Consider the following 979-nt stretch of genomic DNA (forward strand, 5'->3'; position numbering starts at 1 on the left):
GGTTGACCCGTTTCTGGGCGAGGGCATATACTATGCTATAAGAAGCGCTCAGCTTGCCGCAAAGATTGTTTCAGAGGAGATAAGGAATAATGAGGTTGATTTAAACCGGTATGATGAACTGGTAGCGGCAGAATTATATCCTGAATTAAGGGCAGCGGCCAAATTGGGGAGATTGGTCTATAGTTTCCCTGGATTATGGTATAATATATTGGAAAGCGAGCCATCCCTGATGGAGAGTTATTATGATGTCATTAGAGGCGAGAAAAAATACGAGGGTTTCTATAAAGACATAATATCCAGAATTAAGACAAGGCCGTGGAAATTAGCAATAAGATGGATAAAAGGATTTTTCAGGAGTAAAGGGAGGTGATGAACATGAAGAGGTTTATGCTGAGGAGAGTAGCCCATTGCAGCGACGGGTGCCATACATTGTCCCAGGCATGACATTAAACTGCCCGCTTTCCCGTTTAGATACATAACGGGACAAGTTTATTTTTACGAAGCTGATACTTATGGGTAGATTAAAAAATAAACTTATAGCAAAGCTCTTCACACAATTTCCATCACTTGTGGAGCGATGGGTTAAAAATACCGCGCCGTTCCCGTTTAAATACATAACGGGACAAGGGAAAGTAGAAGGCATTCCGTGGACAACCCTTACAAAACCCATCAAAGACTGCAACATAGCCATTGTAACTACCGCCGGCGTTCATCTGAAAAGCCAAAAACCATTTGACATGAAAGACCCAAACGGCGATCCTACTTATAGGGAAATTCCAAGAGACACCCTCAAAGAACAACTCATAATAACCCACGACTATTACGACCATAAGGATGCGGATAAAGATATAAATATTGTCTTTCCCATAGACAGGTTCAAAGAGATGAAAGAGGCCGGAGAGATAGGGGATATTGCGGAAATAAATTTTGGTTTTATGGGGCATATAGACGGCAGGCATATTTATACGCTTATAAATGA

At 41.5% G+C, this 979-nt stretch carries 2 protein-coding genes; both read left to right on the forward strand.

What is annotated here, in order from left to right:
- On the forward strand, positions 1-370 hold a 370-nt coding region (locus tag HZC45_05940; protein MBI5682690.1), incomplete at its 5' end, for a hypothetical protein.
- Positions 371-512: 142 nt separating this feature from the next.
- Positions 513-979 (forward strand): hypothetical protein (locus HZC45_05945; protein ID MBI5682691.1); only part of this gene is annotated, 467 nt, incomplete at its 3' end.

The sequence above is a fragment of the Deltaproteobacteria bacterium genome (assembly GCA_016223005.1).
In the GTDB taxonomy this organism is placed as follows: Bacteria; Desulfobacterota; GWC2-55-46; order UBA9637; family GWC2-42-11; genus JACRPW01.